The sequence below is a fragment of the Fusibacter paucivorans genome (assembly GCF_018390735.1).
Classification (GTDB): Bacteria; Bacillota; Clostridia; order Peptostreptococcales; family Acidaminobacteraceae; genus Fusibacter; species Fusibacter paucivorans.
Map to the genome: position 1 here is coordinate 1 of NZ_JAHBCL010000034.1, position 26,192 is coordinate 26,192.

Annotated in this window: 23 protein-coding genes; 3 read left to right on the forward strand and 20 right to left on the reverse strand. The window is 41.2% G+C overall.

All coding sequences use genetic code 11. The annotated features are described in order from the left end of the window. Positions 1-411: 411 nt before the first annotated feature. The 15 genes from deoD to KHM83_RS16280 all read right to left on the reverse strand — a co-directional run bounded on the left by deoD (position 412) and on the right by KHM83_RS16280 (position 17,300). Entirely contained in the window at positions 412-1,131 is a 720-nt protein-coding gene (gene deoD / locus KHM83_RS16210) for a purine-nucleoside phosphorylase (RefSeq protein WP_213238094.1), read from the reverse strand. A 137-nt stretch (positions 1,132-1,268) separates the two neighbouring features. Next, positions 1,269-5,501 (reverse strand): 2-hydroxyacyl-CoA dehydratase, encoded by a 4,233-nt coding sequence (locus KHM83_RS16215; protein WP_213238095.1) that lies wholly within the window; start codon positions 5,499-5,501, stop codon positions 1,269-1,271. Between the two features lie 584 nt (positions 5,502-6,085). After that, positions 6,086-6,892, reverse strand: coding sequence for a response regulator (locus KHM83_RS16220; protein ID WP_213238096.1), 807 nt, complete (start codon positions 6,890-6,892; stop codon positions 6,086-6,088). Between the two features lie 49 nt (positions 6,893-6,941). After that, positions 6,942-8,087 carry an AI-2E family transporter gene (locus KHM83_RS16225; protein ID WP_213238097.1) on the reverse strand — a complete coding sequence of 382 codons (1,146 nt, stop codon included), beginning with the start codon at positions 8,085-8,087 and terminating at the stop codon, positions 6,942-6,944. A gap of 458 nt (positions 8,088-8,545) precedes the next feature. Further along, positions 8,546-9,223 (reverse strand): deoxyribose-phosphate aldolase, encoded by a 678-nt coding sequence (gene deoC / locus KHM83_RS16230; RefSeq protein WP_343213167.1) that lies wholly within the window; start codon positions 9,221-9,223, stop codon positions 8,546-8,548. Positions 9,224-9,316: 93 nt separating this feature from the next. Continuing rightward, on the reverse strand, positions 9,317-9,856 hold the full coding sequence (hpt, locus tag KHM83_RS16235; protein WP_213238099.1) for a hypoxanthine phosphoribosyltransferase: 540 nt from the start codon (positions 9,854-9,856) through the stop codon (positions 9,317-9,319). A gap of 134 nt (positions 9,857-9,990) precedes the next feature. Continuing rightward, entirely contained in the window at positions 9,991-11,031 is a 1,041-nt protein-coding gene (locus KHM83_RS16240; protein ID WP_213238100.1) for an FHA domain-containing protein, read from the reverse strand. Between the two features lie 22 nt (positions 11,032-11,053). Beyond that, positions 11,054-11,281 carry a Flp1 family type IVb pilin gene (locus tag KHM83_RS16245; protein ID WP_213238101.1) on the reverse strand — a complete coding sequence of 76 codons (228 nt, stop codon included), beginning with the start codon at positions 11,279-11,281 and terminating at the stop codon, positions 11,054-11,056. Between the two features lie 41 nt (positions 11,282-11,322). Then, entirely contained in the window at positions 11,323-11,853 is a 531-nt protein-coding gene (locus KHM83_RS16250; protein ID WP_213238102.1) for a type II secretion system F family protein, read from the reverse strand. A 32-nt stretch (positions 11,854-11,885) separates the two neighbouring features. Beyond that, the gene (locus tag KHM83_RS16255) at positions 11,886-12,659 is read right to left on the reverse strand and encodes a type II secretion system F family protein (RefSeq protein WP_213238103.1); all 774 of its coding nucleotides are present in this window, start codon (positions 12,657-12,659) and stop codon (positions 11,886-11,888) included. Beyond that, the gene (locus KHM83_RS16260) at positions 12,625-13,839 is read right to left on the reverse strand and encodes a CpaF family protein (protein ID WP_213238104.1); all 1,215 of its coding nucleotides are present in this window, start codon (positions 13,837-13,839) and stop codon (positions 12,625-12,627) included. The genes KHM83_RS16255 and KHM83_RS16260 overlap by 35 nt, the downstream gene beginning before the upstream one ends. A 1-nt stretch (position 13,840) precedes the next feature. Beyond that, complete coding sequence (locus KHM83_RS16265) at positions 13,841-14,590, reverse strand: hypothetical protein (RefSeq protein ID WP_213238105.1); 750 nt, start codon at positions 14,588-14,590, stop codon at positions 13,841-13,843. Positions 14,591-14,816: 226 nt separating this feature from the next. After that, entirely contained in the window at positions 14,817-15,140 is a 324-nt protein-coding gene (locus tag KHM83_RS16270; RefSeq protein ID WP_213238106.1) for a hypothetical protein, read from the reverse strand. Between the two features lie 142 nt (positions 15,141-15,282). Beyond that, entirely contained in the window at positions 15,283-15,648 is a 366-nt protein-coding gene (locus KHM83_RS16275) for a RidA family protein (RefSeq protein ID WP_213238107.1), read from the reverse strand. A 257-nt stretch (positions 15,649-15,905) separates the two neighbouring features. Beyond that, positions 15,906-17,300, reverse strand: a complete 1,395-nt coding sequence (locus tag KHM83_RS16280; protein ID WP_213238108.1) for an oxaloacetate decarboxylase subunit alpha — start codon at positions 17,298-17,300, stop codon at positions 15,906-15,908. Positions 17,301-17,452: 152 nt separating this feature from the next. On the opposite strand from KHM83_RS16280, the gene KHM83_RS16285 reads away from it, so the two are divergent. The 3 genes from KHM83_RS16285 to KHM83_RS16295 all read left to right on the forward strand — a co-directional run bounded on the left by KHM83_RS16285 (position 17,453) and on the right by KHM83_RS16295 (position 20,204). Continuing rightward, the gene (locus KHM83_RS16285; RefSeq protein ID WP_213238109.1) at positions 17,453-17,911 is read left to right on the forward strand and encodes an Lrp/AsnC family transcriptional regulator; all 459 of its coding nucleotides are present in this window, start codon (positions 17,453-17,455) and stop codon (positions 17,909-17,911) included. 296 nt (positions 17,912-18,207) lie between these two features. Next, positions 18,208-19,476 (forward strand): hypothetical protein, encoded by a 1,269-nt coding sequence (locus tag KHM83_RS16290; protein WP_213238110.1) that lies wholly within the window; start codon positions 18,208-18,210, stop codon positions 19,474-19,476. A gap of 8 nt (positions 19,477-19,484) precedes the next feature. Further along, the gene (locus tag KHM83_RS16295; RefSeq protein ID WP_213238111.1) at positions 19,485-20,204 is read left to right on the forward strand and encodes a DUF6320 domain-containing protein; all 720 of its coding nucleotides are present in this window, start codon (positions 19,485-19,487) and stop codon (positions 20,202-20,204) included. 238 nt (positions 20,205-20,442) lie between these two features. Here KHM83_RS16295 and KHM83_RS16300 read toward each other — a convergent pair whose 3' ends face one another. From KHM83_RS16300 to KHM83_RS16320, 5 genes are all read right to left on the reverse strand, one after another. Continuing rightward, on the reverse strand, positions 20,443-21,171 hold the full coding sequence (locus KHM83_RS16300) for an SGNH/GDSL hydrolase family protein (protein WP_213238112.1): 729 nt from the start codon (positions 21,169-21,171) through the stop codon (positions 20,443-20,445). Continuing rightward, a complete protein-coding gene (locus KHM83_RS16305; RefSeq protein WP_213238113.1) occupies positions 21,168-21,731 on the reverse strand; it encodes a GNAT family N-acetyltransferase in 564 nt (187 codons plus the stop codon). The genes KHM83_RS16300 and KHM83_RS16305 overlap by 4 nt, the downstream gene beginning before the upstream one ends. A gap of 434 nt (positions 21,732-22,165) precedes the next feature. Beyond that, positions 22,166-23,146, reverse strand: coding sequence for an ABC transporter permease (locus KHM83_RS16310; RefSeq protein WP_213238114.1), 981 nt, complete (start codon positions 23,144-23,146; stop codon positions 22,166-22,168). Next, positions 23,143-24,261, reverse strand: a complete 1,119-nt coding sequence (locus KHM83_RS16315; RefSeq protein ID WP_213238115.1) for an ABC transporter permease — start codon at positions 24,259-24,261, stop codon at positions 23,143-23,145. The genes KHM83_RS16310 and KHM83_RS16315 overlap by 4 nt, the downstream gene beginning before the upstream one ends. Further along, the gene (locus KHM83_RS16320) at positions 24,251-25,792 is read right to left on the reverse strand and encodes an ABC transporter ATP-binding protein (protein WP_213238116.1); all 1,542 of its coding nucleotides are present in this window, start codon (positions 25,790-25,792) and stop codon (positions 24,251-24,253) included. The genes KHM83_RS16315 and KHM83_RS16320 overlap by 11 nt, the downstream gene beginning before the upstream one ends. Positions 25,793-26,192: the final 400 nt, after the last annotated feature.

A 26,192-nucleotide genomic window follows, 5' to 3' on the forward strand; every position in this document is an offset into this window, starting at 1 on the left:
CATGATTATTGGGCTGCAGTAACACTGCAGCCACTACACGCATTTTTTGAGGCAAGATAAGCGAGCTAGCTACGGCAAGAGTTATGAGCTAGGCAATGACAGAACTAGAAATCAGAAACAACACTGAATATCAGATCATTATAATATATAATAAAACCCGGCAGTAATGCCGGGCTTTTAATTTATTAAGGTTAGTTTCTGTTACTAAGGTTGGTTTATGCAATTGTCACTTGCAGATTATCAAAAGATTTTCTAAGGCCTATAAATTATTCTAGAGCCTTCAAATTATCTTAAGGCCTTCAAATTATCCTAAGACCTTCAAATTATCTAAGACGAATAAATTTAATTCTCTAAAGGCTTAAAATATTTCAAAGGCTTTAAAAAGGTGTTCAAAGCGCTTTTTAAATACTTCTAAGCTATTTCTGATGCAGATACAGTATCCAAAACGAGTGTGATCATTTCATTAAAAGTCTTTTCGCGTTCTTCTGCGGATGTCTCTTCTGATGTTACCAATGAATCACTGACCGTAAGGACACAGAGTGCATCGGCATGATACTTTGCGGCGAGCGTGTAGAGTTCTGCCGCTTCCATTTCAACGGCTAAAATGCCATAATCAATAAACTGCTGGTTGCGGTTGCTGTTGGCATCATCATAAAAACTGTCTTCTGACAAAATATTGCCAACATGGATCGGATAACCTTTTGCCGTACCCTCTTGATAGGTACGATAGAGCAGATCAAAAGTGGCAATCGGTGCAAAACTGGTATTTGGAAATCTGCGATTATTCATGTTGGATGTCGTACATGCTGCTTGTGCCAGTATAATATCTCTTATTTTAACCTCAGGCTGCATCGCACCACATGAACCGACGCGGATCAGCGTTTTAACATCATAAAATCGCAAGAGTTCATTGACGTAAATCGACAGCGACGGCATTCCCATACCAGTTCCCTGTACGGATATGCGTACGCCATTATAAGTTCCGGTATAGCCGAACATCCCTCTTACGGTATTGTAGCACTGAGGTTTTTCTAAAAATGTCTCGGCAATGTATTTGGCGCGCATGGGATCACCCGGCAAAAGGACGATATCGGCGATGTCTCCAAGTTTTGCGTTGATGTGTGTACTCAATGTTAACCTCCAAGTTGATGAATTAGTAGGCTGTTCACCCTACTCCATTTTACCATAAAAAAGCTTAGGCACATAACGGGCCTAAGCTTTTTTGTCATCATTTTACAAGTAAATTACCATAAATAATTGGGTGATATTTACTTATTGACGACGTTTAAATTGTCATAAGCAGCAGAAAGCATGAGCTTAATGCGATTGAGCTGATTGACTTCACTGGCGCCTGGGTCATAGTCAATGGCGACGATATTGGCGCCAGGGTAGCTATTCTTAAGTTCTTTGATCATGCCCTTGCCAGTGATGTGATTTGGCAGACATGCAAATGGCTGCATACAGACGATATTGTTGACGCCGCTGTGAATGAGTTCGATCATCTCTGCGGTTAAAAACCACCCTTCACCAGTCTGGTTGCATAGCGACAGGTGCGGCTCTGCGAGTTTGCCAAGCGTCTTGATATGAGTTGGTGAACTAAATCGGTTACTTCGATCGAGTGCTCTCGACATAGGTTTTCGATAATATTCAATAAGTGCTATGACGACTTCACTAATGACGCGTGCCTTCATAGATCCCGACAATACTTGATGTTTGATAACACTGTTGTAAGCAGAATACGCAAAGAAGTCTACTAAATCCGGCATGACAGCTTCTGCACCTTCTTTTTCCAGCAAGTCGACAATATTGTTATTGGCTGTCGGATGAAACTTAACCAGTATCTCTCCGACGAGCCCAACTTTTGGTTTTTCAATGGCTTTGAGCGGAATCTTATCGAAATCATTGACGACATCATTGACGATCTGTTTGAAATCAGCACGTCTGCCCTTTTCAAAGCTGTTGTTGATGCGGTCGACCCATTTATCATAAAGGGCGTTAGCTGCTCCTTCTGTAACTTCATAAGGGCGCGTTTTATAAAGAACGCGCATAAGGAGATCGCCATAGAGCATTGCTTGTACCATGCGTTCCAGTGATTTGCGTGTTAATTTAAACCCTGGATTGCCCTCGAGCCCCACTGCATTGAGGCTGATCACCGGAATATGCGCCATATTGGCACTTTTAAGCGCTTGACGAATAAACGCGATGTAGTTGGTTGCCCGACAACCGCCGCCAGTTTGGGAAATGATAAGCGATGTATGATCGAGATCATACTTGCCGGAATTAAGCGCTTTCATCATTTGTCCGACAACGATAATCGAAGGATAGCATGCGTCGTTGTGAACATATTTCAGACCTTCATCGATTGCAGATGTATCAACGGATGGCAGCACTTCCATATTATAGCCCTCTGTGCGCATTGCGGCCTGAACGAATTGAAAATGTATCGGCGACATCTGCGGCACGAGAATCGTATGTGTCTTTTTCATCTCTTCTGTAAAAATAACGCGTTCATTTGGCTCGTTTTGTCTTTCAGGTACAAAACCGCGCTTTTCACGTTCCTGAATGGCGGCCATTAGGCTTCTAATCCGAATGCGGACAGCGCCTAAATTATTGATCTCGTCTATTTTTATCGTGGTGTAAATCTTGCCGTATTGTTCCAGTATTTCCTTGACCTGATCGGTTGTAACCGCATCAAGTCCACAACCGAATGAGTTAAGCTGAACGAGTTCAAGTGCGGGATGCTTCGCAACATAGGTTGCAGCGGCATAAAGTCTCGTATGATAAACCCACTGATCGACAACGCGCAACGGTCTTTCGATCACGTCGAGATGTGAAATGGCGTCTTCTGACAGAACGGCAAAGCCAAAGGATTCAATTAAGTCAGGAATGCCGTGATTAATCTCTGGGTCTATATGGTAAGGTCTGCCGGCGAGCACGATGCCTCTCAAGCCGTTTTCTGCCATATAGGCAAGTGTTTCTTCCCCTTTTTTTTGTATGTCTTCACGATATTGATCGTGCTCACGGTATGCGTGTTCAGCAGCATTAAGAATTTCTTCATCATCAATGCCCCATTTGCGAATTTCCTCGACAAGGCGTTTTTTCATGCGCTCTGGATGATCTAGCGGCAAGAACGGATGGTAAAAATGAACATCGCTGTTTTTAACGTGATCCACATTGGCATTGATGGTTTCAGGGTATGATGTCACAACGGGACAGTTATAATGATTCCCTGCTTTTGGATCTTCCGTTCGATTGTATGGGATACTCGGATAGAAAATCTTATCGACTTTTCGAAGGATAAGGTCTTCAATGTGACCGTGCACCAATTTTGCCGGATAGCAAACGCTTTCCGAAGGAATGGTTTCCATGCCCATTTCATAAATCATTTTAGAAGAGTGTTTAGAAAGTTCTACTCTGAAACCCAAGTCTGTAAAAAAGGTATGCCAGAATGGATAATCTTCATAGATGTTTAAAACGCGTGGAATGCCGATAACGCCGCGTTTGGCTTCGTCCTTTTTGAGCGGTCGGTAGTCGAAAACACGTTTAAGTTTATATTTATAGAGGTTCGGCAATGCTTCTTTAACAGTTTCGATGCCGGCACCGCGATCACAGCGATTGCCGACAATGAATTCACGGCCATCTGAAAATGTGTTAATGGTGAGATGGCAATTATTGCCGCAGAGACCACATCGTCTGGAAGTTGTTTTGGCCGAAAATTGGTTTAATGTGTCAACATCCAGCATTGTACTGACATAACCTTCTTCTGCTCTGTCTTTCGAAATGAGCGCACAGCCAAAAGCGCCCATAATACCAGCGATATCAGGACGAATTACTTCTCTGCCCGATATTTGTTCGAAGGCGCGTAGAACCGCATTATTATAAAAAGTTCCGCCTTGTACGACGATGCGTTCACCTAGATCTTCCGGTGTACGCATACGGATAACCTTAAAAAGAGCATTTTTAATAACAGAAGTTGAAATGCCAGCTGAAATATCAGAGACCGTTGCCCCCTCTTTTTGCGATTGTTTGACGCGAGAATTCATAAAGACTGTGCAGCGCGTTCCCAAATCAACGGGCTTCTTTGAAAAAAGACCTTTGACAGCAAATTCTTCAACCGGCAGATTAACTGATTTTGCGAAAGTTTCAATAAAGGAACCACAGCCGGAAGAACAGGCTTCATTGAGCATAATCGAATCGATAACGCCGTCATGGATTTGAAGGCTCTTCATGTCCTGACCGCCGATGTCTAAAATAAAATCGACATCCGGGCAAAAATGCTCTGCGGCTTTATAATGGGCAACCGTTTCAATTTCGCCATAATCAAGTTTAAGCGCTGCTTTGATAAGGTTTTCACCATAGCCTGTTACTGTGGCGTATGCGATAAAAGCATCTTTTGGCAATTGAGGAAAAAGTGCTTTTAAAGCATTAATAGTCGTTGCCAGCGGTTTGCCTTCATTGGATGCATAGAAGCTGTAGCATAATTTCCGATCGGCGTTGACAAGTGCTATTTTTGTCGTCGTCGAACCGGCATCAATGCCCAAATAAAGTGGTCCTCGGACAGAATCAAGCGTTATTTTTTCAACGGTATGCGCTTGATGACGCACTAAAAAGGCCTCATAGTCCGCTTCTGATTCAAAGAGCGGCTTGATGGTGCCGTGATCACCTGGGACTTCGCAGTAAATGGAAGACATACGATCATAAATGCAACTGACATCTGTTTGTTCAACTTCTTTAGAAGCGATCGCTGCGCCAAGTGCTACAAAATACTGAGGATTTTCAATTGGCACCACATGCTGTTCGTCCAGATTGAGTGTTATTTCAAATCTTTTTTTGAGTTCAGATAAAAATGATAATGGGCCACCTAAAAAGGCGACTTTTCCTCGAATGGGCTTACCGCACGCAAGGCCGCTGATGGTTTGATTAACGACGGCTTGTAAGACACTGGCCGCAATATCTTCCTTCATAGCACCTTCATTCAGCAGTGGCTGAACATCCGTTTTCGCAAAGACGCCGCATCTTGATGCAATCGGATAGACATCTTTATAGTGCATGGCAAGGTTATTAAGACCTTGAGCGTCTGTTTTTAATAACGAAGACATTTGGTCGATAAAAGAGCCGGTGCCGCCGGCACAAGTGCCGTTCATACGTTGCTCAACCGTATTGCCAAAGTACATGATCTTAGCATCTTCACCGCCTAGTTCAATAGCGACATCGGTTTGAGGCGCCAGCCTTTTAACTGCTTTTGTACAGGCGACAACTTCTTGAATAAAGGTCACGCCTAGGCTTTCCGCCAGACTTAAACCTGCTGAACCCGTTACCATGAGTTTAACTTTTGCTTCACTTAGGACACTTTTTGAATCTTCAAATAGTGCGCTTACTGTATTTTTAACATCAGAAAAATGTCTTCTGTAGTCTTTATAGACGATATTTTCCTGTTCGTCCAAGACAATAATTTTGACGGTTGTTGAACCGACATCCAACCCAACACTTAACTGTTTCATAAAGTTTTAGACACCTCTTAATAGCGTAAAATAATAACATAATATCGTATATACCTAAATTGTAAAACCATAAAACCATAAAACCATAAAACCATAAAACCATAAAACTATAAAACTATAAAACTATAAAACTATAAAATCATAAATCTTCTGAAATCATGTTTCCCAATTACAAAGATTTCCGTAATGAAAAATCATTAATCATTTATCATGAGTTGCGGAATATATAATAAAAATACATTGAGCCTCCTTTTACCGCATTTCTTTTACCAGTTGACTATTTAAAAATGCATGTGCATGATGTTCACTTAATGGATTGTTGCCTACCTATATTATAAGGGCATGTTCATAAAAAAAGTGTTAAATATTAACATTAATTTGTAAATAATGGCACGTTTTTGCGTTAATATACTTTATTGCTACCTTATTTTAGCGCTCTTCTATATTAAAAAAGACGCCAATCAGCGCACTTTTTTGTAAAATGTTTCATTTTTGTAATCTGTTGTAGATAAAGTGCTACAAAAGGCATAGATTAATCATAATCCCAAACAGAAAAATAATCAACTATTTATTGCATCGCACTGTTAAATGAGTTTTTCGACTTCTTTTGCCAGGACTGTAAGCGCATTTTTCTTTGGATTAATTTCGTTTGGTAGGCTGATAAACGCCCCTGCAACAAAAGTATCGTCAATTTCATTGGTTTTGATAAAATCGTCGAGCACATTGACAAACTGAGTTTTAGTTTGTTCTTTATCTTTTAAGCCGCGCTTCGGCAGGATAATGACAATGCCGTTATTGCCGAGATGAAAGATACCATCGTCATCTTTTAGCAATTTGGTAACTTCCATGGTTAAGGTGCGTAAAATTGCTAAGTCTTTGAAGTTTGTGCTGCGGTTGCTTTTGGGATTTTTATGATAAATGACCATCAGACCAATTAACAGTTCGTAATTCTCTTGAACTGCTTTTTTTACTGCATGAAATACTGCTTGGTCAATCTGGTTAGGTGAATAATCCGGAATATCTTTTGACTTGACAAAATGCTCAATATGACCACTAAGTTTTTGTCTGAGATAATCATCATCAAAGGGTTTTAAAACGTAATCAGAAGCACCTACTTTTAAAGCCTGAACAAAAGATTTACGCGTATTGAGGCCGGTAAGCACTAAGACCATTATATCTGGGTAAAGCATTTTTATGCGGTCGATTAACTCATATCCATCCTCAGCACCCAGCTTAACATCAATAATGACGAGGTCAATATCAATATGATTAGTCAGGCGGTTAATAGCTTCAAATGAATTAGTGGCGACAATGATATCGATATTATCATTGACGAGCTTTTTAATACGGTATGAGGTTGTTGTGTTAATATCGACGACTAAGAATTTCATAATGTTTTTTTCCTATGGCTCCCCTCAGCATATTGTAAAATGATCTGTATTATTCTTTTGAAGATGATTTGGATTTGCGATAGGCACGTATATTTTTGCTCTCCAGACCATCGTATCCCTTCTTATGCAGTTTATGCTGTATGTTGTCTTCAATAATTGTCTTGATTAAAACGAGTGTTGGAACCCCCATAAACATACCGACAACGCCAAATGTTGCGCCTCCTACTGTAACGGCGACGATAATCCAGAAAGCGCTGACGCCAACCGAATCGCCTAGTATATAAGGCCCGATTACCCACCCGTCCAATTGCTGGATGACGAGAATAGCAATGAGCATCCACACGACTAAAATTGGCTGATCCGGTGCAGCGATATAAGTGATGATGGATGCCGGTACAGCCCCTAGGAATGGACCAAAATATGGGATCATGTTAGTCAGGCCAATAATAAAGGCAATGAGTAAAGCGAATTCGAAATGGAAAATGGTAAAAATAACAAAGGATAAGCAGCCGATGATGAGGCTGTCAATGAGTTTGCCAATAACAAACGCTTTGAAAATTCGATGCGCTTTGTATGACACATCAAAGATAACAGATGCCTGCTGATCGTTAAAGTTAGCATAAATAAAGCGTTTGATACGAGCGACTAAATCCGTCTTATCGGCAAGCATGTAAATTGAGATGATCAATGAGACGATAAAACTGATAAGGCCTGATGTAATCTGCTGAATTTTATTCACTATCAACAAGACGAAATTACCAGTGGCATTGGTTATTTTTTGTACCATTGGCGTCACGGTGTTGATAATACTCTGCTGAATTTCATTGAGGTAAATATTGTTAAAGTCCTGCCGGAAAATCTGATTCAAGTCAATATCCATATTGCCGAGCGCGATAATGATCGTATTAACGGCACTGACGATCCGCGGGATAATGAGAGCACCTACGAGTGTGATGAGTGATATAAAAATAATAAAGGTCAACAATATGGAGAGTGTTCGATTTAATCGCGTATGTTTTTCAATGTATCGAACGAGGTAATCTAAAATATACGTAATGATAAACGCATATAGAAGTGGTGTAATGCCCTTAAAGAGGATATCCCAAATCGGTGTCCGCGTTAAAAACAATACAATGGTCGTGCCGATTAGCACGAGTTTTGAAAAATGAATAATATTCCAGTCTTTAAAGTTCATGTCGCCCCCGAAAGTTTGGATCGCATATGGATCAGATTTAGATTATCTATCGATTTTAGATTTAGTATAGAAATAAATCAGCTTTATAAGTGATTTGTTTGTTAAAGATACTCTATAATAAATATACCATAAGTTTTGTTTAAGATAAATTAAATGTATAAGTCAACCGGTAGACATAAATATATTATGTTAACCAAAACATCTATTATCAAAATAATCGGTTCGACGACAAGAAAAATGCTTTGCAATTAGTGATATTCATTATTGTAGCATATCATCAAGACATTGCATCATATGCAAATATTGTTTAGTTCAGAATACCTATAGAATACATAGCTGTAGATATAATTGATCAGAAAATAAAAACCTGCGGGTGCGCTTATTAAATGCGCAGACGCAGGTTATTTTCGCAACTTTATGGCTTTAAGGAAAAGTATTGATCGCCATTAGCATGATTATTAATAAGCGTTTTGATCTGCTTCGCCTTGGGTCACAATCGCAATTGACTGCGAAGCACCAATACGCGTCGCCCCTGCTTCGATCATAATCATTGCAGTCTGATAATCACGGATACCGCCGGAAGCTTTAACGCCAATATCTGGACCAACTGTCTTACGCATGAGCTGAATATCTTCTGCTGTTGCACCGCCTGAATTAAAACCTGTGGACGTTTTGACAAAATCTGCTCCTGCCTCAACGGAAAGTTCACAAGCCTTGATTTTTTCGACAGCGGTTAAAAGACAGGTTTCAATGATTACCTTTAACACGGCGCGTTTATCAATGGCTTTGACGACTGCCTCAATATCTGCTTTAACCAAATCGTAATCCATTGCTTTAAGTGCACCAATATTGAGCACCATATCAATTTCATCAGCGCCGTTTTCAATCGCTTCATTTGCTTCAAATGCTTTTGTTACAGAGGTTGTCGCCCCCAGTGGAAATCCGACGACAGCGGTAACTTTAACATCAGTGTCTGCAACGGCTTCGGAAACGGTCTTTACGTGACCTGCATTGACACAGACAGAATAAAAGTTGTACTCAACGGCTTCACGGCAAATTTTTAAAACATCGGCTTTTGTTGCCTCAGGCTTTAAAAGCGTATGATCAATATATTGCGATAAATTCATTTCACTCACCTCTTCGTTTGATCTAAATGGACTTCACTGCCATCATATCTAATACCCGTGAAACCGTCAAATGAAAACGCTTTTTTTATAAAAAGACCACAATTATTTTGAATAAACACATTCTTTTAGCGTTGCGATGTAAGGCAGATTACGATATTTTTCTGCAAAATCAATGCCATAGCCTACGATAAACTCGTCTGGGATTTGAAAACCGCGGTATTTGACTTTAAGCGGTGCTATTCGTCTTTCGGGTTTATCTAACAACGTACATATTTCAAGGCTTCTCGGGCCTCTGGATTTGAAGTTTTCAATGAGATAATTAAGTGTGAGGCCTGTATCGATGATATCTTCCACGATAATGACATCGCGACCTTCGATACTGTAGTCAAGATCTTTCAAGATTTTTACGACGCCGGAACTCTTTGTCGAACTACCATAACTTGAAGCTGCGATAAAGTCAATCTCTAGTGGTAAATTAATCTCACGCATGAGATCGCACATAAAGATGTTGGCGCCTTTTAATACGCCGACCAGCAAAATGTCTTTACCTTGATAATCTTCTGAAATCCGTGCCGCCAAGGATTTGACGCAGGTATTCAGGGCTTCCTGAGAATACAATATCGATTTAATATCCTGTTCCATGTCGAACTCCTTCATTTGCTTATTTTAGCATGCTTCCAGCGTATCTGATCATTGATTGATTTTCCATCATTAATAACCAAAAGAGAATACTTAACTTTCGATACCCTAAGCATAGTTCAATTCTAACATAGAAATCAGCATATAAAAATGAATTCTTTCTCACCAATCCTCAAAGATTGCCCGTTTTTTAAGGGGGTAAGCGCTTTGATGCGTTTGTGGTCGACAAAAGTGCCGTTTTTTGAATGATGGTCGAGCACAAAATAGTTTGAATCACGCTTTGTAATGGTAGCATGGCGTGTGCTTACGGTCGCATCATTGATGGCAATATGATTATTCTCACCTCTTCCAATGGTATTGTCATCATAATAGAGCGCGATGCGTTCCTGCGTGATCATTGCGACGAGATAAGCCCGCTTAATAACCGCTTGTGTTTCTTTCAGGGAATTCGAAAAAACGGTTGTTTTATTGGCAGCACGGTTTGCAGCTGTTTTTTGTTGTTTTTGCTTTGACACCGATTTTTGCTTTAGGTTTTGTTTTGGCTTTGGTTTTGGTTTCTGTACTTGTTTTTGCTTTGGCTTTTGTTTGGATGAATCACGGGAAAAAAATTGCTTAAAGCGCCCCTTGTCATTGCCAGTCTCATGTGTGTTGTCTATTCCCTGAGGTACGGGCTGTGTTGATGTAAGCCATTGAAATGGTGACAAGTCAGTATTATTCAAGAATGTGTTCAATAATGACGAGTCAATTTCGCGAAAGAGCCGTTGGTGATCGTGAAAAAGGATGTATTTCAAAAGCAAACGCCGATTCGGTAGTGAGATCGGAAAATAAGCTGATGGCAAGGTTTCACATGGGATGTAGCAAAAGTACCAGGTATTAACGGTTTCATTCCAAAAAATGCACTGTGGGTGCAAACACAGTGCATTCGGATTCAATAAATAATCCGGTAATTGTATAGTCGTCTGTTCTAATGACCGAAAGAGCTCAACGATGCTTGCCATGGTTACTTTTTCTGTATTCAGTATCACATCAAGTGAAGGCATACCGCCATCATTAAGCTCTAATTGATTCATGCCCGCGTTGTAATCGAGTTTTATGAGATTCAGCGCATCGGAATGACAAATCATTTCGTATTCGAAGGGGATGATGGGTTCTTTTAGATAGATCATATCTTGATACATAAAAAGTTTCCTAACAATTTACTTAAAAGATTTTTGTAGCATCAGTGTCAATAGTAGTTACATACCCATCAAATATTTTTTTAGCGAAATTTCTAAAAAGCAGTGCCAAACCGACGAGAACGGCAAGGATAATGACGATCTCAATCGTTCCAACACCTCGGTCATCTGATCTAATCCGCATGAATGATTCCATTAATCGACGTTGATACATACGTCTTTTAATATCCACATTTTGAATATGTGTTTTCATAGTTACCTCCATTAATTTTAATATAATTGTATGACAGGGCCTTAGCCAAGAGTCAATAAAATTGGTGCGACAATGACGATGACCACGCTGATAAACGACAGCATCAATAAAAATGTCATCATTGTCGAAATGCGTTCGGATTTCATCTTTGCCTGTGTATGCCGAAATTGCCAGAGCTCTTTGTAGAGATAGTCAAGGGACTGCACCGTCATTTGACTGCCGGTGATATGAAATTGATTGAGCATTTGCGCCACGCGCCAAATAATTTGATGGTCGGCATCTGAAGCCATTTCGTTAAAGGCCGCTAAGCCGTTTTGACGGCTTTTGTATTTTGTGATAAGCGGTTCAAAAGCTTCTGAATCCTCGTGCGCGCCAATGATGGCCTTGATAGCTGTCTCCAAGGTGACGCCGCAGTTTAAATTGAGGACGAGTTCTTGAAGAAACTGCGGTAAGACAGTGACAAAAGGCGAAATCGGTTTTTTCTTCAAATGCTTTTCAATTAGAAATTGATCAAGACGTTGATTAGCGTCGTCCAATTTCGTCTGCAGTTTTCTTTTTGAAAGACTTTTCACTATGCTTCCTCCTTATAAATAAGGCGATTTTCTTAAATCTCAATTTTAACGATGCGTTCAGCAATGACCTTCATTAAAATGATGAGCGACAGCGCAAATGTCATAATAAGTCGACCTATTTCTGTTTCGTACAACACGCTTAAATAGTCAGGTGAAAGGCTGGAAACAAAGACGACAATAGCGACCGGTGCAAAGACCAAAATCATCTGCTCCATCTTTTTCTGGTAGAGAATACGTTGAATTTCACTGACGATTTGCTGTTTGTAAGAAATGATTTCTAGTGTCTTTCCGGTTATAAATGCTGGATCGACGCCAAGTTGTCGCCCTGTCAACAATAAATCACAGTATTGGCTGCAGTCTTCAATGGGAAATGTTTCACGCATTGATTGATAAAGGCGTTCGGCAGTAGCGCCTAATTTTACCGTATGCATGAGATGAGTCAATTTACCAGCATTTCTGCTGTTCTCAAGGCTTAAAAGTGCCTTTTCGAAGGTCATACCGACAGACAACTGGCTGTTTAAATGATTAAGAAAGTCGATAAAGGATTCTAAGTACAGCAACTCGTTTGACTTTTTAAAGGCGTGCAACAGCCTTAACTTTAAAAAGATGATAACGATGCCGATGGGAATGCACCAAAGGGTATGATAAAAGACAGCAATACCACTGATGAAAAATGCAAGATCATAAATAAGTGCGGATAGATCAAGCGCCTCAATATTGACTTTTTTAAGCTGAACTTCTGAACGATCCTTTTTTTTCTTTTCCGGCGGATCATTGCTCTTCTTTTTTGACGGAAGCCATTTCATAGCGAATTAATTTTCTCCTATTGGCGATATTTTTTGCCATCTCTGATGCTGATATTGGTTGTAAGACATCGTGTGACGCATCATAATCAAAATGCTTAATGAGCTGATAATGATCAAGGTCTTTTCGAATTTCGGCGATCTGTGCAATAAAGCGGTTGCCATTTGCCAGACGTTCGATATGTACAATAAAATCAATGGCTGAAACAATCTGTTTTCGAATGAGTGTATCGGAGAGATTGCCGTGATGGCTGGCAATGCTCTCAAGGCGCATCAGCATGTCTTCAGGACTGTTGCCGTGGCCAGTGGACATCGAACCATCATGCCCCGTATTCATCGCTTGCAGCATATCGTTGACTTCTTCTCCCCTAACCTCTCCGACAATGATGCGATTGGGCCGCATACGAAGTGCTGTCTTAATGAGGTCGGCGACGCTGATGGTCTGCGAAGCGTTGCCCTGCGAACGCGTTTCAAGCGAAATAAGATTTTGATGGTATCTGAGATTGAGTTCCCTGGCATCTTCTATGGTAATCAGTCGTTCATCACGCGGGATACAGCTGCTGAGGCAGTTTAGCAAGGTCGTTTTACCGGTGCCAGTTCCGCCGCTGATAAAAAAGTTATAACGTGCCGTGATCAGCATTGAGAGAAAGTCTGCCACTTCTTGGTTCATCATACCGACTTCGACTAACGCCGATAAGTCGGTAAAGTGCTCACTGAATTTTCGGATTGTCATGACGGGACCATCTTTTGCAATGGGATTTAAAACGACATTAACCCGTGAGCCATCACTGAGATGTGCATCCAAAATAGGATTTGAAAAATTGATCGGACGATCAATTTCGACTGCAATCTTGTCGACGATCCGCATTAAATGTGCTTCGCTCTCAAAAGTCATCGAAATGGGTTCGAGTTTGCCGCCTCTTTCAACAAAAATATGATTGGGACCATTGATCATGATCTCAGTGATTGCAGGATCTTCAAGTAATGGTTGGAGGATGTCGTAGTGAAAGATGGCATTAATAATGCGTTGCTTAAAATGCAGTTTGTCGGTTAGACTCAATTGTCGCTTCGTGCCGATAATCGTATCAATTTTTGTTTCAATAATCTTCTGGTCAAAAACTTGAAGATCTGCTAAAATAGCTTCTTTTACTTCACTAATTTCCTGATAAGTGATGTCGGACATATTAACTCCCGTTCAGCCATGCATCATATGAGATTTTAATAATGCTGCCGGCTGAATCAACAGTATAGAGTTCATCGGCAGTGCGCATAAGCGCGAGTTCATTTGGATGTTTTGGCATATAACATAGGTAAAAAACATCATATAACTGTTTAAACGTTTCTATGATTCCTTCAAAGTAAGTATAGGTCATATCTGCGAATTCAGGTGCGCTGATAGCGAGTGAAAGCATTTTTGAAGGAGATCTTTGAAAACTTCGGATATAATTTGATGATGGCAATTGGCCTTGGTGGTATGTCCATAGCGTTTCAGGCGGCATTGAAGAATCTGCTGCAAATTGATGCAGTATGGTATTTGGCTCTAAGTCTACAATGATTGAACGTTCATTGAGCTGTACGGCATTTAGACAGTATTCAAACCAATGCTGGTAGCTGTGTGAGCGATTCCCGACAAAAACATTGATTGCGCGTTTTGCGCCGAAGAGATCGGCGAGAATCTGCTGTCTGCTTTGAAAAACTGAAAGACAGTGTATATCGCGATTGTAATGATCGGGTGTTTTTGTCAAAATAGTGCCGTGAAGCTGTTTGACCGCTTCCATCTGCGTCGTCGTATATAGGTGATACATGTCATCCAAGACGACTGAGATTTGTGATTCGTGTTCGAGCTTGGTCAGCGCGTCTATGTCAATCATTGTAATTGATGCTTTGGAATCTTTAAAAAGCATTCGGGTATAAGGTGTTTCCACAACGTACATAGCAACTCCCAAAATATGGATTATAGTGACAGTATATACCACATTCTGTAAAATGTAAATAATTAACAAATTATTTTAAATATTATTATGGTTATAAATGGATTGAAAGCTTAAATGAAAAAGGTTGAAATTTGAAAATGCAATTTCCTCATTTGATGATTGGCATAGAAAAAACGCCTGTTACTCGATTGGTAATCAAATAACAGGCGCTTGTGTTGAAGCATTATTACTTTTTATAAGGATATTTTTCGCGAAAGATTTTCTCATTGCGGTACCAAGTCGTCGTACTGTACGCGAGACCAAAGAGCAGGAAAAACATAAAAGAAACGGCAAGCTGATAGGGCGTTATTTTCATGTCATTCTTTGTAACGGCATTGATTCCCGTCATCAGCAGCCAGTAGATTGCAAATGTTGGCGCCCCCCAACTGGTGATGCCGAATTTAAGGATATACTTCATTCGTCCCATTTTTCGCTGTTCCGGCCAATTTTTTAGGACGGTCTCTTTATGCGTTTCTTTTTTGGTGCTGGCTTTTGGTGTTTTACGTGACATATAATGGACTCCTCCGGTACTTATCTGTATGATACAGTATAGCAAAAAAGCCGCTAAATCGCCAGTGTATTTGACGCCTTCGCTTCGATGATTGGCAGTGAGTCAAATGTACTTCCGGTTCATATAAGACGGCTAAAAACATTTAACCTTTAAAGGCAATTGCATCAAGTTGAAATAAGAGGCCTTCTACCCCGCCTTGATGTGCAAACTCAGTTTGAATTGATTTTCTGGCAGGGTACTTGCCATTAAACCTTTCTTTGATGATTGTCTCCATCACAGGGATATTCCAAACATCTCTAAACAGACAGTCCATTTTGACAACTGATTCAAGTGTCAATCCTACTGTTTTCAAACGCTCTGCTAAATGATCAAATGCGCCGTTAATTTGGTTTTCAATAGACTGGCCAACATTGCCGACACAGAAATTGATAAAAATGTAATCACCAGCTTCTACAATACCGGAATACGCGCATATTTCGTTAACATCACTTCGTATAATTTCTCGCATTTGTCCTACTCCTTTTTAATATAATGTGTTGATAGGGTCAATTTAATAATAGAACAAACGTTCGAATGCGTCAACGGTATCATAAAAAGACAGGATCAATTGATGAGTATCGACGAATAGAGAAACAGGCATTAAAAAAGAGCGCTCAATGGCGTTCTTTTTTAATGAGAAAACTGTATCATTACCTTAAATGATGCGGAAATCTTTATCTAAACAGATATTGTACATCATGTAAAGTTAAATGATGCGACGGCAGTTTATACAGGGTAAACTTTTTCCTGTTCGTCAATGAGTTTGCTTTCAATTTTATATTTTCTGGCTTGTCTTGACTGGAAGAATGTTTCGGCAACCTGTGGAAACAGTGCATGGGTTAGAATATCTTCTTCCTCTTCGAGGTAGACTTTAATTTTATTGCGTTCCGTTTCGAGCATCGGTTCCAATAAATCAGCAGGTCTGCAAGTAATAACTTCCTGATCACCAATGATTTTGCGAACAATTTCTTCTTTGATTGGCACGGCAGGACGGCCATACATCCCTCTGACGTATTCTTTGATTTCTTTAGGAACCATTTTATAGCGTTCACCCATTAAAACGTTGAGAACGGCTTGCGTCCCTACCATTTGGCTCGTTGGCGTTACCAGAGGTGGATAGCCTAAGTCCTCGCGGACTCTCGGCACTTCCTTCAGAACATCCTCAAACTTATCAAGTGCATTTTGAATTTTAAGCTGTGATACGAGATTAGAGAGCATGCCGCCGGGTACTTGATAAACGAGTGTGTTAATATCGACGCCAAGAATTTTAGGGTCCATAAGTCCCGATTTCAGTGCCTGCTCGCGCAACGGTGCAAAATATTGCGTAATTTTATCAAGCTGATTGAGGTTTAACCCAGTGTCATAAGGGGTATTTTGAAGCATTGCGACAAAAGGTTCAGTCGGCGGCTGACTCGTCCCGCTGGCAAATGGCGAAATGGCCGTATCAATAATGTCAGCGCCCGCTTCAATTGCTTTTAAATAAGTCATGGATGCCAAACCACTGGTACAGTGAGAATGGACTTCCAGTGGTACATCTTTAATCACAGATTTGATCGCAGTGACGAGCTCCGCTGCATCATAAGGGGTCAAAAGACCGGACATGTCTTTAATGCAAATTGAGTCTGCTCCAAGCTGAACCATGTCTCTCGCGAGAATTTTGTAACTTTCAACCGTATGAACGGGACTCGTGGTATAGGAGATCGCGGCTTGTGCGTGTCCACCCTCTTTTTTCGTCGTGACAAGTGCCTTTTCAATATTGCGGATATCGTTGAGTGCATCAAAGATTCGAATAATATCAATGCCGTTGCCAATGGAACGCTTTACAAATTCTTCGACGACATCATCTGGGTAGTGTTTGTATCCCAAGACATTTTGACCTCTTAATAGCATTTGAAGCTTTGTCTTTTTAATGTGTTTTCTTAAAATTCTTAAGCGAACCCACGGGTTTTCATTTAAAAAACGAAGTGAGGCATCAAATGTGGCGCCGCCCCAGCATTCTAGTGCATGATAGCCTATATTATCTAAAGTTTCCAAGATCGGAATCATTTGTTCAGTTGTCAGACGCGTTGCAATCAGCGACTGGTGGGCATCTCTTAGAATTGTTTCCGTAATTTTTATCATAAGATCATCCTCCTCATGTCGTTACCTTCTAAAAAAATTTTACCATTATCCCTAAATCGTGTACATAAGAATGAAAAAGTGATATTATGTAATTAGCTTATTTAATTAGCAATTATTATTGAATACTTTATTTATTTAAGGAGGACAGCGGAATGGATGCTACTGATTTAAAGATCGTTAACATTCTTCAGGAGGATGGTAGAATCTCAATGAAAGAGTTGGGAAACCGTGTGAATTTAACATCTCCAGCCGTTTCGGAGCGCGTAAAGCGCCTAGAAGAAAACGGCGTGATTATAGGCTATACAGCCATTGTCGATCCGACACGTATGGATCTCTTCGTCCAAGCGCTTGTACACGTCGGTTTAAAAGTCAGTGACCATGAGCGCTTTAAAAAGCTCGCCTATGATGAGCGCAATATTGTCGAATGCCATCATGTAACAGGTGAAGAGTGCATGACGGTTAAGGTCATCTGTGCAGATACGCAGGAATTGGAGACGGTTCTTGACAAGATTCAAACAATTGGTTCTACGAAGACGTCAATTATCCTCTCCAGTCCCCTTGAACGCAAACCGATTTTACCAAAGGAAAGCAGTGTCATGAAAAATACTTAAGGCAGGCAATTGCATCATAGCCTTATGGTGATCCTCTGCGATGCTATTCTGCCATCGAATATTGTTCGACCGTCTTACGAAAGCTGTACATACGAAAGCTGTACATATGGTGGCGAAAAGATTAAGATTTTGATTGATGCAATTTTCTAAAGTTCCAAATAGGTAAAAAAAAGCCTCTAGTCAAGCCAGAGGTATCGGGGGGAAATTTATTAATATTAAGCCTTTGTGTTAGCTATTTATTAGATACCCTGAACACGCTATTTTATGCACAAAAAATTAAACAAATTGAGGCTGTTATGCGTTATAAACGAAAAAAATCAGATTCATGGTTCAAATTAGATAATGCCGGTAAACTTTACCCTTCAATTGCATCGTCGAGGGTATCCACAACGTTTCGAATAACGGCTGTTTTAAAGGAAACAGTTCATGCGGGACATTTGCAGTTGGCACTTGATGCCGCTTGTAAGTGTTATCCCGTTTTTAATGTTCGGCTAAGACGCGGCCTCTTCTGGTATTATTTTGAAAATGTCAACGAAGCGCCAAAAGTATTAAACGAACGCTATTTCCCATGCAATAGCATCAGGCTGAGGCATTCACACGCCATGCCCTTTTCACTGCTCTACTACAAAAAACGCATTCACCTCGAGATGTCGCATGCTATTTCAGATGGTGCGGGTGCTATGGTTTTTTTTAAGTGCATACTTAAAAATTATTATCGACTGTCGCATCATATGACGCCTATTCGTAAAATCCAGCTGGTCGAAGGACAGGATGAGGATGCTTTTGAAAAATACTATCAGCCAAAACTGCCAAATCCGAGAAAGGTGTCGCGTGCATTTCATTTTCCGTTCAAATTGATTGAGAAGGGCGAATACCGCATTACCACGGGCCTTTTTTCATATGATGGGCTGAAAGGCTGTGCGGCAAAATATGACACATCTCCGACGAAGTTTTTACTCATGCTATTATTTGAAACCATTCAAGACTACATTGAGTCTTCCAATTTGAGCATGCGTGAGATTACACCGATCATTATCAATATGCCCGTTGACTTGAGGGGATATTATGATTCGGTCACTGTTCGAAACTTCTTTATCAGTCTTACGCCGCAAATTGATGTTCGGCTGGGACATTATACGCGAGAAGAGATACTGAGGGAAATTGATCATTACCTTGCGCTGAATCTCAATACGAAACACCTGAGTCAGTATATCAGACGCAATTTTAGGAATGAACTCTTTTGGCACGTCCGCGTGATTCCACTCTTTATCAAAAATGCGATTATTCCAATCGTCTATAATTATTATGGTGAAAGTTCCTATACGACGAGTCTATCCAATATCGGCTCTGTCAAAATGGAGGCGCCATACGATACGATGATTGAACATTTGGAATTATTACCACCGCCGAGTGAAGGCAATATCATCAAGGCGACCATGATTTCTTACAAAGATATCACAGCGCTATCCTTCGGCAGTTTAACTGAAGATCGTACCATCGAAAGACTTTTTTTTAGAAAACTTAGAGAAGAAGGCCTTCATATAAAAATGGAGACAAATTATTAGGAGGCATTATGGCTTACTGCTGCCAGTGCGGTGTTGAACTCGATGAACATGCGGAAAAATGTCCGCTCTGTAATTTCGAAGTGCCACCTGCCCTTGTAAAAGATCGTGATAAAAACAGAATATACCCGCGCGCAGTCAACGCGCATACACATCAAACCGATGTTATCAAAAATAAGATCCTCTATGCCTACAGTCTTGTAAGCTTAGCAGTTGTCTTGATATTATTGGTGCTAAATTCTATTTTGCAGCCGGAGCATAAAATTTTTCAATACGCCATGGGCTGTATTGTTGCATCCATTCTTTATGTCTTTCTGCTGCTTGGTTATATCAAGCGTCTGACACGCATTTTGATGAGTTTAGGGCTATTGACATGGCTGCTTTGTATGTTCCTCGACAGTATAGACGGTGTGTTCACATGGTCTATTCTCTGGGCCATGCCCATTATCGCGGTAACGACGCTTGTCTTTGTCATTGTCAGAATACTTTATCGCCGCGGCAAGCATACCAATCACTTTATATTCATCCCCATCTATATTTGTCTCGGTTTAGCTGTACTGCTGCCGCTGATTGAGCTGATTATTCAGTACAATCTGTTTGATCGATTTAAATTAACGTGGTCTTTGGTCAGTACCATATCACTCGTCTGCTTTTCAGGTGTGGTTGCAGGCCTATATTACCAAATGCCGGAATACATCAAGGAAAGGCTTATTCGTATCTTTCATGTATAAGCGTTATCCAGCATGTGCAATGTGACCATCTCTACATGATGGAGAGTACCTTTTTAACAGAGCCACTTTTTGATAGAACCACTTTTGGCATTAAAAACCCTTCCGGTTGTCTGACAATCGGAAGGGTTTTTTATAACTTTTATGAGAAAATCCTTTATATAAAATCCTTTATATAAGACCCTTTGTACAAGACTCTTTATATAAGACCCTTTAGATAGGAACCTCTGTATAAGACTTTTTATATAAGACCTTGATCTTGAAGTGATTTTGCAATAGTATCCGTATAGAGATCAGACCCTGTATCGTTGAGATGTACGCCGTCTATGGTCAGATTGAGCCCACGTTCTGCACTTAGGTCATTGAGGTATTGATGTGATTTGATGACTTTTGAATCAATGACAAAAGCTCTAAAAAAATCATTCATCAAATAATCATTTGTCATGCACATTTGCAGGTAATGGTCAAAAACGGATGCGATATCAATCAACACTACGCCGTATTTATCAGCAAGTGATGTGATAATTTCATTGTAGTGATGACGCTTTAAATTCGTAAAGCGGCTGAGGCGTTCACCAATACAGCTCAGTGTGGTGATAAAGATTGGGGCATTGGTGACTTGCGGCAGCAGTTTAAGCAAGGTGTCATACTGGTTTAAAAAGATGTCGCCATCGGTGATCGGCACACTTCCCCTTGCCTCCAATGATTTAGCCGTAATTTTAAACGGCATTTCACCGTGTTCAAAAAAAGGCAGGAGAATGTCATTATGGCCTGCTTCAATGATAACAGCATCGTAATCACTTTGCTTTTTCAGGTGTTCCAAAACCCGGTTGGATATGCCGATAAGCGTATCGCCGCCAAGACCTAAATTCGTTATTTCAAGTGCGGGATAACGTTCTTCGAGCTTTTCGATGTAGCTAATGCCTGTGATGCCTTCTGTAATACTGTCGCCAGCAATCAGTAATTTCATAATAATGTGTACTCCCTTTTAAGTAGTCTGAATAAGTTGAGGTCTGTATACTGATTTCTAAAAAAGGCATATTCCTTCAGACAGCCTTCAAGTGTGAATCCCAACGAGAGAATTGTTTTCTCACTGGGGATGTTTTCAGGATATATCAATGCTTCAATACGATTTAACTCGAAAATGTCAAATCCCCATGCGATGATGGCACTGAGCGCTTCTTTCATATAACCATATCCCCAATAGTTCGGGTGAAGTTCATAGCCGATCTCAGCTCTTGAGGCATTTTCATTAAGTCCTTGGAAGCCGCAGGAGCCAATGAAGTCGCCACTTTCTTTAAAAGTAATGGCCCAGCGGATTAACGTTTCATTTAGAAAACCGGAACGGTATTGGTCAATAAACCACGATGCAATTTCGCGTGATTCAACCGGCATGATACCGTAATAGCGCATCGCTGTTTCACTGGATAATATACGGTAGAAGTCGTAAATATCCGAATTAGTCAAAGCTCTTAGCGTTAGTCTTTCCGTATGTATGATTGGAAAATTAGTAAAAACAGCTTTGTCCATATAAGCCTCCCATTGTGTTAATTAAGCTTGTATTCATTGATCCGCCGCTGCAGCATCTCAATGATTTCATCCAAAGTATCAATGCTGGAGGTGATTTCCTCAATACTTGCAGTCTCTTCCTGCAAAGCGCCGGAAATTGAGGATCTTTAATATTTAAATGCTTAAATATTTTAACATAGATTGACGGATGTGCCTATGATAATAACATCGGATTAATGAAAACTTATTCCTAGCATTGGCGGCGCCCTAAATGAATGCCATTTTTATTTACGAAAGGTCAGCTGCTGGTGGCTTAAGCACCTGAATACAGCTGACCTCATGTGATCGGATTAATAAAACGTTTTAAATTCAGTTCTGTTTCATTTTGTGCGCTTTAATTAAATACCAAAATGAATGTCACAGTTAAAAATAAGTTTATCTATTTAGCGATTTGCTTAGCGATCTTCGCGGTAATAGGATTCGCCAAGGCTGCTCGGCGGCTGATTTTCAAGCTTTTCGCGCTTGCTAGTAATGACGAGAACGACAATGGTAATGACATATGGCAGCATTTTAAAGAGCTCCTGTGTCGCACGCGTCAACCCCGGCGTATAGATATAAAGGATAAAGAGACTGCCGAAAAGCAGTGAGCCCCAGATGGCGTTAAGCGGTTTCCATAATGCGAGAATGACCAAAGCGATGGCAAGCCATCCCCTGTCGCCGAAACCGTTGTTGGTCCAAGTACCACCAAGGTATTCCATAACGAAGTAAAGTCCGCCAAGTCCTGCAATGGCAGCACCTACTGTCGTTGCAATGTATTTGTATCGCGTGACATTAATGCCTGCGGCATCCGCTGTTGCCGGATCTTCACCAACGGAACGAAGATTGAGTCCCTTACGCGTATGCATGAGAAAACGACCGATTATCAATGCAACGATAATGGATAGATACGTTAAGAAACCATACGAAAAAAAGAGTTCCCCAATAACGGGTATTTTTGAAAGCACGGGGATATTCGCGCGGTAGGCACTGGCTGTCGTCGCAACAGAGATCTGCCCAACGCCGCCTGCCAGTTTGGAAATTGAACCGCCAAAAAAATTCCCGAAACCGATCCCAAATGTCGTGAGTGATAAGCCGACTACGTTCTGATTGGCATGCAGCGTAACGGTGAGGAAGCAAAAAAGCAAGCCGCCAAGCGCAGAAACAATTAACGTCGCTGCAAAAGATAACAGTAAACCGATGAAACCAATCGGTGTTTCGACAGCGCGCTCATAGAAAAAGGCAGCCATCAAGCCGGCTATACCGCCCATATACATGATGCCGGGAATACCGAGATTGAGATTCCCAGATTTTTCTGTAATGATTTCGCCTGTAGCACCAAAGAGAATACTAATGCTCTGGCCAATCGCCTTTTGGATAAACGTCAATAAAATGGTCATTTGGCAGTCGCCTCCTTCTTCGCTCTGGTACGTTCGACTTTATAGGTAATGAAAAATTCTGAGCCGATGAGGAAGAACAAAATGATCCCCGTGATAATATCGGATGCATTTTCATTTAAACCAAATTGTGAAGCAATCTGAATGGCACCCTGCTGCATGAAAACGAGAAAGGCAGAGACCAAAATCATAACAAATGGGTTGAACTTAGACATCCACGCGACAATAATAGCTGTAAAGCCCCTGCCCCCGGCAGTACTCGTGGAAATCGTATGGCTGGCGCCGCTGACGATGATCGCGCCTGCGAGACCACAGATGCCGCCAGAAATCATCATCGTACGCATAATGACTTTTTTGACATCGATTCCAACATAGCGTGCAGTATTTTGACTTTCGCCGACGACGGCAATTTCATAACCATGCTTGCTGAACTTCATGTAGACGTACATGCCGACAGTCATTAAGAGAACGATCACAAGGCTCCAACCGTAATCGAGGCCAAAGAGTTTTGGCAGCCATCCGCCTTCATTGGCTCCGTTAATGATGCCAACCGTGTTGGAACCGCTTGGCTTTTCCCAAAATACAATGCAGAAAGTGACAATCTGCATGGCCACGTAATTTAGCATAAGCGTAAAAAGGGTTTCGTTTGTGTTGTATTTTGACTTAAAATATGCCGGCATAATACCCCAGAGAAGCCCTGCTAGAATGCTTGCCATAAAGACTAATAGGAGAACGATTCCATTTGGCAGCGTTGGGCCGAGGTAAATCATAACGGCTGCGGTTGCCAGACCGCCCATGAGGACTTGACCTTCAGCGCCGATATTCCAAAAACGCATTTTGAATGCCGGTGTTAAGCCAACGGCGATAATCAGCAACGTCAGTGTTTCGCGAATGGTCACCCAAAGACGGCGCTTTTTGCCAATGGCGCCATCAATAATGCCGAGATAGACGTTAAATGGATTTTCGCCGGTGATCGCCATAATGACAAACGCACAGACAATTAATGAAAGGACGACGGCAATGAGCCGAATGCCCCAAGATTTGAAATTTGAAATATGAGCGCGCTTTGTAATGCGGAAAAATGGTTCTTTTGCCAGGACTTCATGATCATTCAGCATGTTGAGCGCCCCCTTTCTTTGAACTTGTCATTAGTAAACCGATGTCTTCCTTTGAAATGGTTCTGGCATCGACAATCCCAGTGAGTTCACCGCCTGATAGAACGACAATGCGGTCGCATAACGCCATGAGAACATCGAGGTCTTCCCCGACGCAGATAACGGAAGCCCCTTTTTGTTTTTGATCACCAAGCAGGTTGTAGATCATATAAGAAGAATTAATATCAAGTCCGCGCACGGGGTATGCGACCATGAGTACGTTGGGACTGGAAGCAATTTCACGTCCTAAAAGAATTTTTTGAACATTGCCGCCTGAGAGTTTTCGCACCGGTGTATCCACACTCGGTGTTACGACCGAAAGCTTTTCGACAATGCGCGTTGCTAATTTACGGGGATTCTTGCGATTGGCAAAAAAATGTTTGCCCTCGTTATAGCTCCTGAGCATAATGTTATCCGTGAGATCCATAGAGCCGACGAGTCCCATGCCCAGTCGATCTTCCGGTACAAATGCGAGACTGATTTTTAAGTCGCGAATTTCGGCGGCTTTCATATCAGAAATGGTAACGGTTTCACCTTCTGGAGAGTGATAGAGAATTTCGCCGGATTCAATTTCCTGTAAGCCGGCTACCGCTTCAAGGAGTTCTTTCTGTCCGCTGCCAGCGATACCGGCGATGCCTAAAATTTCACCTGCCGAGGAGGTAAAGGAAACATCCTTTAAAATGGCAACACCGTCCCTGTTGCGGCAGGTGATATTTTTAACTTCGATACGCCCAACAAAAGGCATGGGTTCGGTACGGTCTATTTCGAGGTCGATTTTTTGACCGACCATCATTTCCGTTAACACTTCAACACTGGCGTCACGCGTTTCAATAGATCCGATGTACTGCCCTTTCCTTAGGACGGTTACGCGATCTGAGATTGCCATGACTTCATTCAGCTTGTGCGTAATGATGATAATGGATTTACCCGCTTTACGCATGTTGCGTAGAACGTCAAATAACTTGGACGTTTCCTGCGGCGTCAAGACGGCTGTCGGTTCATCCAAAATTAATATTTCAGCACCGCGGTAAAGTACTTTCACAATTTCAACGGTTTGCTTTTGTGAGACGCTCATATCATATATTTTTTGCTCCGGATCAAGATCAAAACCGTATTTTGCAACGAGCTCGTTGACTTCGGCAACGATTGATTTCATATCGAGACGCTCATGGCCCGGCAGACCAAGAATGATGTTTTCCGCTGCGGTGAGCACGTCGATTAATTTGAAGTGCTGATGAATCATGCCGATCCCAAGGGCAAATGCATCCTTGGGGGAACGAATGGTTACTTTCTTACCGTGAACGGTAATGTCGCCGTGATCTGGGAAGTAAATGCCTGACAGCATATTCATCAGCGTTGTCTTACCGCTGCCGTTTTCTCCGAGGATGGAGAGAATTTCTCCTTTTTTAACCAATAAATTTACATTGTCATTTGCGATGATATCACCAAAGCGTTTTGTGACATTCTGCAATCTAATTGCAACTTCACTATCCACTGAATTCCTCCAATTTCTCTTTTTCTCTTTTTTCTATAGACGCGATGCAATGATTTCGACTCGTCCGTGTGAATACCTTATGCTAACATCATACAGGTATGTTATTTCACTGTAAATATAAATGCTTGTCAATTTCTTAAAACATATTCTGCAAGGATTGCTGTAAAATAGCGTTCAATAAAATGAAAACATCACTATATTTGCTTGATTGTGTGAAATGCTGCTAGGCGCTACAGGTGTTTTGGCTTAAAACAAAATTTGCGGAGCGGCAAAATTGCCGCTCCGCATGATCTTTGATTTTAAACGGCTCATACAGTGCCTGTTCAGGCGTCCAAATGATACCGCTGATCTTAGAACTGATGCGCTTCGTGCTTAAACATTCTTAGATATTGCAATGTAG

Excerpts from the sequence above, each read along its gene's own strand:
- KHM83_RS16215 (WP_213238095.1), bottom strand. The coding sequence starts at position 5,501 with ATGAAACAGTTAAGTGTTGGGTTGGATGTCGGTTCAACAACCGTCAAA.
- KHM83_RS16220 (WP_213238096.1), bottom strand. The coding sequence starts at position 6,892 with ATGAAATTCTTAGTCGTCGATATTAACACAACAACCTCATACCGTATT.
- KHM83_RS16225 (WP_213238097.1), bottom strand. The coding sequence starts at position 8,087 with ATGAACTTTAAAGACTGGAATATTATTCATTTTTCAAAACTCGTGCTA.
- hpt (WP_213238099.1), bottom strand. The coding sequence starts at position 9,856 with ATGGAACAGGATATTAAATCGATATTGTATTCTCAGGAAGCCCTGAAT.
- KHM83_RS16240 (WP_213238100.1), bottom strand. The coding sequence starts at position 11,031 with ATGTATCAAGATATGATCTATCTAAAAGAACCCATCATCCCCTTCGAA.
- KHM83_RS16245 (WP_213238101.1), bottom strand. The coding sequence starts at position 11,281 with ATGAAAACACATATTCAAAATGTGGATATTAAAAGACGTATGTATCAA.
- KHM83_RS16255 (WP_213238103.1), bottom strand. The coding sequence starts at position 12,659 with ATGAAATGGCTTCCGTCAAAAAAGAAGAGCAATGATCCGCCGGAAAAG.
- KHM83_RS16260 (WP_213238104.1), bottom strand. The coding sequence starts at position 13,839 with ATGTCCGACATCACTTATCAGGAAATTAGTGAAGTAAAAGAAGCTATT.
- KHM83_RS16265 (WP_213238105.1), bottom strand. The coding sequence starts at position 14,590 with ATGTACGTTGTGGAAACACCTTATACCCGAATGCTTTTTAAAGATTCC.
- KHM83_RS16270 (WP_213238106.1), bottom strand. The coding sequence starts at position 15,140 with ATGTCACGTAAAACACCAAAAGCCAGCACCAAAAAAGAAACGCATAAA.
- KHM83_RS16275 (WP_213238107.1), bottom strand. The coding sequence starts at position 15,648 with ATGCGAGAAATTATACGAAGTGATGTTAACGAAATATGCGCGTATTCC.
- KHM83_RS16280 (WP_213238108.1), bottom strand. The coding sequence starts at position 17,300 with ATGATAAAAATTACGGAAACAATTCTAAGAGATGCCCACCAGTCGCTG.
- KHM83_RS16285 (WP_213238109.1), top strand. The coding sequence starts at position 17,453 with ATGGATGCTACTGATTTAAAGATCGTTAACATTCTTCAGGAGGATGGT.
- KHM83_RS16290 (WP_213238110.1), top strand. The coding sequence starts at position 18,208 with ATGCGTTATAAACGAAAAAAATCAGATTCATGGTTCAAATTAGATAAT.
- KHM83_RS16295 (WP_213238111.1), top strand. The coding sequence starts at position 19,485 with ATGGCTTACTGCTGCCAGTGCGGTGTTGAACTCGATGAACATGCGGAA.
- KHM83_RS16300 (WP_213238112.1), bottom strand. The coding sequence starts at position 21,171 with ATGAAATTACTGATTGCTGGCGACAGTATTACAGAAGGCATCACAGGC.
- KHM83_RS16305 (WP_213238113.1), bottom strand. The coding sequence starts at position 21,731 with ATGGACAAAGCTGTTTTTACTAATTTTCCAATCATACATACGGAAAGA.
- KHM83_RS16310 (WP_213238114.1), bottom strand. The coding sequence starts at position 23,146 with ATGACCATTTTATTGACGTTTATCCAAAAGGCGATTGGCCAGAGCATT.
- KHM83_RS16315 (WP_213238115.1), bottom strand. The coding sequence starts at position 24,261 with ATGCTGAATGATCATGAAGTCCTGGCAAAAGAACCATTTTTCCGCATT.